At 68.5% G+C, this 7,234-nt stretch carries 8 protein-coding genes and 1 pseudogene; 5 read left to right on the top strand and 4 right to left on the bottom strand.

Going from position 1 to position 7,234, the window contains the following annotated elements; genetic code table 11:
• Window positions 1-60: 60 nt before the first annotated feature.
• From ACLL81_RS11030 to ACLL81_RS11020, 3 genes and pseudogenes are all read right to left on the bottom strand, one after another.
• Window positions 61-782: pseudogene (locus ACLL81_RS11030) on the bottom strand (VWA domain-containing protein); the annotation flags it as partial.
• Window positions 783-880: 98 nt separating this feature from the next.
• A complete protein-coding gene (locus ACLL81_RS11025) occupies window positions 881-1,378 on the bottom strand; it encodes a recombinase family protein (RefSeq protein ID WP_411288391.1) in 498 nt (165 codons plus the stop codon).
• A gap of 136 nt (window positions 1,379-1,514) precedes the next feature.
• Window positions 1,515-2,066 (bottom strand): GNAT family N-acetyltransferase, encoded by a 552-nt coding sequence (locus ACLL81_RS11020; protein WP_411288390.1) that lies wholly within the window; start codon window positions 2,064-2,066, stop codon window positions 1,515-1,517.
• Window positions 2,067-2,099: 33 nt separating this feature from the next.
• Between ACLL81_RS11020 and ACLL81_RS11015 the strand changes: the two genes are divergently transcribed.
• Both ACLL81_RS11015 and ACLL81_RS11010 read left to right on the top strand, forming a co-directional pair.
• The gene (locus tag ACLL81_RS11015) at window positions 2,100-3,026 is read left to right on the top strand and encodes a histone deacetylase family protein (RefSeq protein ID WP_411288389.1); all 927 of its coding nucleotides are present in this window, start codon (window positions 2,100-2,102) and stop codon (window positions 3,024-3,026) included.
• 46 nt (window positions 3,027-3,072) lie between these two features.
• The gene (locus tag ACLL81_RS11010; protein WP_411288388.1) at window positions 3,073-3,693 is read left to right on the top strand and encodes a histidine phosphatase family protein; all 621 of its coding nucleotides are present in this window, start codon (window positions 3,073-3,075) and stop codon (window positions 3,691-3,693) included.
• Here ACLL81_RS11010 and ACLL81_RS11005 read toward each other — a convergent pair whose 3' ends face one another.
• A complete protein-coding gene (locus tag ACLL81_RS11005) occupies window positions 3,694-5,094 on the bottom strand; it encodes an alkaline phosphatase PhoX (protein ID WP_411288387.1) in 1,401 nt (466 codons plus the stop codon).
• A gap of 141 nt (window positions 5,095-5,235) precedes the next feature.
• Between ACLL81_RS11005 and ACLL81_RS11000 the strand changes: the two genes are divergently transcribed.
• From ACLL81_RS11000 to ACLL81_RS10990, 3 genes are all read left to right on the top strand, one after another.
• Window positions 5,236-5,478 (top strand): exodeoxyribonuclease VII small subunit, encoded by a 243-nt coding sequence (locus tag ACLL81_RS11000; RefSeq protein ID WP_411288386.1) that lies wholly within the window; start codon window positions 5,236-5,238, stop codon window positions 5,476-5,478.
• Complete coding sequence (locus tag ACLL81_RS10995) at window positions 5,478-6,359, top strand: polyprenyl synthetase family protein (RefSeq protein ID WP_411288385.1); 882 nt, start codon at window positions 5,478-5,480, stop codon at window positions 6,357-6,359. The genes ACLL81_RS11000 and ACLL81_RS10995 overlap by 1 nt, the downstream gene beginning before the upstream one ends.
• A 26-nt stretch (window positions 6,360-6,385) precedes the next feature.
• Window positions 6,386-7,234, top strand: an 849-nt coding sequence (locus ACLL81_RS10990) for a 1-deoxy-D-xylulose-5-phosphate synthase N-terminal domain-containing protein (RefSeq protein ID WP_411288384.1), incomplete at its 3' end; no start/stop codon positions are given.

The raw sequence follows: 7,234 nt of genomic DNA, 5'->3' as shown, positions 1-7,234 counted from the left end.
CGACATGAAAGGCACCATCAAGGGCACCGCCGAGAAGGGTTACCTGGACATCCAGATGCGCCCGGAGCGCCGCAACAAGATCAGCACGCTGATCTTGTTGCGCCGCTCCGGGCGCATCTGGATGTCCAGGTAACCCTTCTCGGCGGTGCCCTTGATGGTGCCTTTCATGTCGAGTTCATCGGGATGCCCGTCCCGCACCCACTTGCGCAGGCGACGCAGGGCCACCTTGATGTTGCGGGTGCCCAGCTCGACGCTGTCGTCGAGGTTCTTGTACTCGCGCTTGTCCCAGACCTTGATCGCCTTGCCATGGCGGCCCTTGTCCTGCCGATGCGGACGCCTTCAGGGTGGTATCCGTTGGCGCCAAACGGCGAGGTGCCGCCGGTGCCGATCATCTTCGATCCGCCCTCGTGGCGCTCCTTCTGCTCCTTCATGCGCTCGGCCAGCGCTTCCATGAGTTTGTCGAACCCGCCCATGGCCTCGATCTGGGCCTTCTCCTCCTCAGTGAGGAATTTCTCGGAGAGTTTCTTGAGCCACTCGGCGGGGATGTCGTGGGCGATGTCGCCCTCGACCCGCTCCAGGCCCTTGAACACGTGGCCGAACACCTGGTCGAACTTGTCGAGGTTCTTCTCGTCCTTCACCAGGGCGGCGCGCGACAGGTAGTAGAAGTCGTCGACCTTGCGGTCGATCACCGCCTTGTCGAGCCCCTCCATAAGCATGAGGTACTCGCGCAGGGTCACCGGCACCCGGGCCTGCCGCAACTCGGTGAAGAAACGCATGAACATCGGGTCGTCTCGCGTGCCGAACGATCGTTTGAACGCAAAGGATGGGGCCGCGGGTTGCCGATGTCCAGTGTGGCGGCCGCGCGGAACGGGGGCCGGGCTCAGGCCTCCAGGGCGCGCAGCTTGCGCCAGACCGTCATGCGCGACACGCCCAGGCGGCGGGCGATCTCCACTGGGCCCACCCCGGCGCGTTGCAGGGCGCGGATTTGCTGGGGCGCAGCGGCGGTCCGGCGCCGGCGGGCATCGGCTGCCGGCTCCAGGGTCGAGACCGCTTCCAGCACGGCGCGCAGGGTGCGGCCGCCGTCGCCTTCGCTGCACAGTTCAGGATCGACCACGTAGAGGCTGGCGCCTCTGGCCTCCAGCCGGTCCATGACGTCCAGCACCGAGCGGCTGGAGTGGGCCAGGTGGTCCAGCCGGCCGACCACCAACTGGTCGCCGGAGCCGATGAAGTCGAGGATCGAGAACAGCACGCCGCTATCGTCCGCCTCCGGCCCGGGCGGCTCCTCGGCGCGGACCACGTGGCAGCCCATGGCCTTCAGCGACGCCGCATCCTCGGCGGAGCCTTCATCGCGCAGTCGAATGTAACCGATCCTCAACATCCCGCCCGTCGCCTCAAGCACCGATGATTGAGGCCAAGGTCCCAAATCGCAGAGCCCGCGCCAAGATGGTTTAAGGTTAAATATCTGCAATGATTATCCGGTAACCGACGGCGACTTTGGCGAAACTATGTTCGTCTTACGCCAATTTAGGGTGGAATGTAGAAAAGCTATCTGCGGAACGTCTGAATATGAATTCGCGATCGACTGTATTTCCCACCGTGAACCCGTACTCGCCGACCTTTTCGAATCCCTGTCTTGCGTAGAACCGCTGTGCGCCGAAGTTCTTCGACCAGACGCCGATCCAGACGTCGCGCGGCCCGTCGGCTTGCAGCCAGGCTAAAACCTCGCCGAACAGCGCCCCGCCAAGGCCGGCGCTCTGCCAGGGTTTGCAGAAGTAGAGCCGCTTGAGCTCCCCACATTCGGGCGTGACCTGTGGATGCGGCAGGGCGCAGCGGCCTGCCAGGGCGAAACCCACTGTCTCGCCGCCGGTCTCAACCACCCACGAGGCGTTGCCGGGATCGGCCAGTTCGGCCTGCGCCCGGTCGCGTGAGTAGGTCTGCGCCAGGAAGCGCGCGAGGTCGCCCTTCGGGTACAGATGTCCGAAAGTGTCGGCGAACGTGTCGGCGCCGATCTTCGCCAAAGCTTCGGCGTCGGCGGACCCCGCGCGGCGGATCAGGGGTTGTATCATCGGGCCGGCGGCGAAACTGCGATAGGATCAGTCATGATCGTTGCGCTCTACACCCACACGGACATGTTCGACCACCGGCCGGGCGAAGGCCACCCGGAGAGCCCGGAACGCCTGCGCGCGGTGATGGACGCGCTGACCGAAGCCACCGACCTCGACCTCGGCGTGCGCGAGGCGCCCCTGGTAGAGGAAGCCGACCTCGCCCGGGTGCATCCGCAGGCCTATGTGGACACCATCTTCGGCGTCATGCCCGGCGCGGAGGCCTTGAGGCTCGATCCCGACACCTACATGTCGGCGGGGAGCCTGAACGCCGCCAGACGCGCGGCGGGCGCGGCGGTACAGGCGGCGCGCGACGTGGCGGCGGGTGAGGCTGAGCGGGCGTTCTGCGCCGTGCGGCCCCCGGGTCACCATGCGGAGCCCGGCCTGCCCATGGGGTTCTGCATCTTCTCCAACGTGGCGATCGCCGCCATGGCCGCCCAGGCCGCGGGACTGGCCCGGGTGGCGGTGGTGGACTTCGACATCCACCACGGCAACGGCACGCAGGCGGCCTTCGATGGCCAGCCGAACCTGTTCCTGGCCTCGATCCAGCAGTGGCCCATGTGGCCGGGCACCGGCCACCCGTCCGAGCCCGTTTCGGACAACATCGCCAACGCCGTAGTGGCGCCGGGGGCGGAGCCCCGGGTATGGCGCGAGGCCTTCGAGGGCTTGATGACGCGAGTCGACGATTTCGCCCCGGACCTGATCCTGATCTCCGCCGGCTTCGACGCTCACCGCGACGATCCCATCGGCGAGTCCGGCCAGCAGCTTGAGGAGGCGGACTTCGCCTGGGCCACCCGGGCCGTCGTCTCGGTGGCCAACCGCCATGCCAAGGGCCGGGTTGTCTCCTCGCTCGAGGGCGGTTACCACCTTGGAGCTCTGGGCCGCTCGGCGCTCGCGCATGTTCGGGCCCTGGCTGAGGCGTGAGGGACGAAGGCTTCGTGGGTCCGTCGATCGAAGCTTGCGGGATGGAATGGCCAGCGCCTTGACCGCAGAGGTTTCAGCAACGCCCGCCCCGACCCGTTCCGGCGCCATCATCCTGGCCCGGCACGGCGAACCTGCGCTGTCGCGCAAGGTCAGGTTGACCGCCCAGGAGTATCGCGACTTCTGGGCCAGCTACGAGATCATGGGTCTGTTGCCCGGCCAGACTCCGCCAGCATCCCTGCTGCGCTTCGTGGAGGGCTGCGGCACGCTGGTGGCGTCCACCCGCCTGCGTTCCGTCGAGAGCGCCCAGGCCCTGTGCGCCGGCAAGACCTTCACCCAGGAGGCGCTGCTGATCGAGGCGCCCCTGCCGCCGCCGGACTGGCCGTCCTGGATCCGGCTGTCGCCGAAGATGTGGGGGTTCTACGCCAGGGTCTGGTGGTGGTACTTCAATCACAACGAGGGGCAGGAGACCCGGGCCGAGGCGCAGGCCCGCTCCGACGCCGCCGCCGAGATGCTGGCCGAGCGCGCCGCCAGGGGCCAGGACGTGGTGGTTCTGGCGCACGGCTTCTTCAACTTCATGGTCGGCCTGAGCCTGCGCCGCCGCGGTTGGCGGCTGACCCGCAGCGAGGGCTACAAGTACTGGTCAATGCGTCGCTTCGAGCGGGGGTGATCAGGCCCTGAACCGGTTCCACGGGCCGGTGATCGCCAGGGTCTTGCCGGGCATGTAGAGGTTCACGAACAGGGTCGCGCCGTCGGGCGAGAAGCAGACGCCGGCCAGCTCGGTGTTGATCGGCACGCCCTGGGGCGAGGCCATCACGTTGCGGCCCACCGCATAGACCTGGCCCTTGGGGGTCACCGCCTTCAATTGGTTCTGGCCGACGCCCTTGTCCTCGCAGACGAAGAGGTGGCCCCAGGGCGCGACGGCGATGTTGTCGGCCATGCTCATCACCGCCGGGTCGGACGGCTCGACGAACAGTTGCAGGCGCCCTGGGCGGTCGGCCTCGCCCGGGCGACCTTCCCGGCGGCTGGGCACATAGCGCAGGATCTGGCCGTGGGCGGCGGGGCCGCCGCTGGTGCAGGTGATGAACAGCTCGCCGTCGCCGAACCAGAGGCCCTCGCCGCGGGCGAACCGCGCGGCCCCGCGCGCGGCGCCGCGCAGGCGTAGGTCATCGGCTGGGCTTTCGACGCCATCCAGGTCGATCCAGACCACGTCGCGCCAGTCGCCCGGGCTCCAGAAGCGTTCGACCTTGTTGCGCGGATCGGCCTGCGCTCCCTCTCGGAAGCCCAGGGCCTGCAGCCGACCGCCCGAATGCAGCCGCCGACGGTCATTGGGCAGGTAGCGGTAGATCAGACTGTCGGCGGTGTCCTCGGTGAGATAGACGACGCCGGTCCGTGGATCGATGGCCGCGGCCTCATGGCGGAACCGGCCCATGGCGCGGATTGGGTGGGGCTCGACCAGGCCGCGGGCATCGGCCGGCACCTCGAACACCCAGCCGTGGTCCTGGGAGACGCCGGGCCCCTTCGCCAGGGTGGTCTCCTCGCAGGTGAGCCAGCTGCCCCAGGGCGTCAGGCCACCGGCGCAGTTGGTGCTGGTGCCCGCCAGGCTCAGGTGCTGCGACACCAGCCGGCCGGCGCGCAGGTCATAGATCAGGGTGGTGGTCCCGCCGGGCATCGGATGGCCCAGGGCCGTGCGGTCGAACACCCGATCGGCGGGGATGCCGGCGGCCAGCGCCCCGTCCGCGCCGAACGCGGAGCGGCCGGGTTCGGTCGGCCTCAGTTCGTGGTTCCGCACCAAGGCGACGCGGCCACGCCCGGCCGGGAAGCAACCCATGCCGTCCATCTTGTCAGGCGTCAGCAGGCCATCGTCCATCCGCTGGCCGGCCTCTGAGATCACCCGGTAGGAGAACCCCTCGGGAAGCTCAAACAGGCCCTTGGGATCGGGGATCAGGGGCCCGTAGCCGGTCACCTCGTTGCGGTAGGTCACCCCCGTCTGGCCGAACGCCTGGGGAACACCGGCGAACGCCGCCGAGGTGGCGGCGAGGGCCAGGAAACTGCGGCGTGAATAGGCCATGGATACTCGCTCTGCGGACCTGGCGGACCATGGCGCCTGTGCATTGCAGAGGCGTGACACGTCTTCGGGGCAGGGGCTCCATAGCGGGTGGACCGGCGTCGTCGCCAGTTCTAGGTTCGGCGCCGAGATCAGGGGATACGAATGTCCGAACCCGCCGACATCGACGCCATGAGCTTCGAGGCCGCCCTGGCCGAGCTGGAGCAGATCGTGGCGCGGCTGGAATCGGGCCAGGCGCCGCTGGAGGATTCCATCCGGATGTACGAGCGCGGCGCGGAGCTGAAGGCCCACTGCGAGACCCGCCTGGAGGCCGCGCGCCTGCGCGTGGAGAAGATCGTCATGGGCGCGGGCGCCGCCCAGGGTGTCGAACCGGCCGAGTTCAGCTGATGTCCGACACCGCCCGGCGCGTGGCGGAGGCGGCCGACCTGGTCACCGTGGCGCTGGACGAGCTCCTGCCGCGGGGCGAGGGGCCCGAGGGCCGGCTGACCGAGGCCATGCGCTATGCGGCGCTTGGCCCCGGAAAGCGGCTGCGCACCTATTTCGCCCTGGAGACCGGGCGGATGTTCGACCTGGAGGACCGCTCGGTCCTGCGGGTCGCGTGCGCCCTGGAATGCATCCAGGCCTACAGCCTGATCCACGACGACCTGCCGTGCATGGACGATGACGACATGCGTCGCGGCCGGCCCACGGTGCACAAGGCCTATGACGAGGCCACCGCCGTGCTGGCGGGCGACGCCCTCCAGGCGGCGGCCTTCGAGATCCTCGCCGACCCCGACACGCATTCGGATGGTGTTATCCGTAGTGAACTGGTCGCCAGACTGGCCATGGCGGCAGGCGCCCGGGGCATGGTCGGGGGCCAGATGATCGACATCCTGGGCGCCCGCGACGACCTGGGCGGGGTGGCGCGGATGCAGCGGCTGAAGACCGGCGCGCTGATCGCCTGCGCTTTCGATCTGCCGCTGGTGCTGGCCAGGGCGAAGGATTCCCAGCGCCACGCGCTGATGGGGTTCGCCCAGGATCTAGGGCTGGCCTACCAGATCGTCGACGATCTGCTGGACGCAGAAGGCGACGCTAAGACCATGGGCAAGGCGGCCGGCAAGGACGCCGGCAAGGGCAAGACCAATTTCGTCACCTTGCTGGGCGTCGACGCCGCCCGCGAGCGCCTGGGACTGCTCTCCAAGCAGGCCAAGGCCCACCTGGACCCGTTCGGCCGGCAGGCCGAATTCCTACGGGCGAGCGTCGATTTCGTGCTAGAGCGCCGCAGCTGAAATTGCCCCCTTTGCCCGCGTCACCCATGTCCCCAGTCACGCCTCTGCTCGACACGGTCGCCTCGCCCGCCGACACGCGCAGCTTCTCCATTCCGCAGCTACGGCAGCTGGCCGACGAGTTGCGCGCGGAAACCATCGATGCCGTCTCCCAGACTGGCGGTCACCTGGGCGCGGGCCTGGGCGTCGTCGAACTGACTGTCGCCCTGCACCACGTCTATCAGACGCCCAAGGACATCCTGATCTGGGACGTTGGCCATCAGGCCTATCCGCACAAGATCCTCACCGGCCGCCGCGACCGCATCCGCACCCTGCGCCAGGGGAGCGGCCTCTCCGGCTTCACCAAGCGCAGCGAGAGCGCCTACGATCCGTTCGGCGCGGCCCATGCGGCCACCTCGATCTCGGCGGCCCTGGGCTTCGCCGCGGCCCGCGACCGGAAGGGCCAGGACCACAAGGTCGTGGCGGTGATCGGCGACGGCTCGATGAGCGCGGGCATGGCCTATGAGGCGATGAACAATGCCGAGGCGGCGGGCAACCGGCTGGTCGTGATCCTCAACGACAACGACATGTCGATCGCGCCGCCCGTGGGCGGCCTCTCGGCCTATCTCGCGCGCACGGTTTCGTCGTCCAACTATCTGAGCCTGCGCAGCTTCGCCAAGCGCGCGATCCGCCGAATCTCGCGCCGCGCCCATAACGCCGCCGAAAAGGCCGAGGAATTCGCCCGCGGCATGACCACCGGCGGGACGCTGTTCGAGGAGCTGGGGTTCTATTATGTGGGACCCATCGATGGCCATGATCTGGGCGCACTGATCCCGGTGCTGGAAAATGTCCGCGATGCGGCGGAAGGCCCCTGCCTGATCCATGTCGTGACGCAGAAG

The organism is Phenylobacterium sp. (assembly GCF_046590535.1).
Taxonomy (GTDB): domain Bacteria; phylum Pseudomonadota; class Alphaproteobacteria; order Caulobacterales; family Caulobacteraceae; genus Phenylobacterium.
This window is presented reverse-complemented; position numbering and strand designations above follow the sequence as displayed.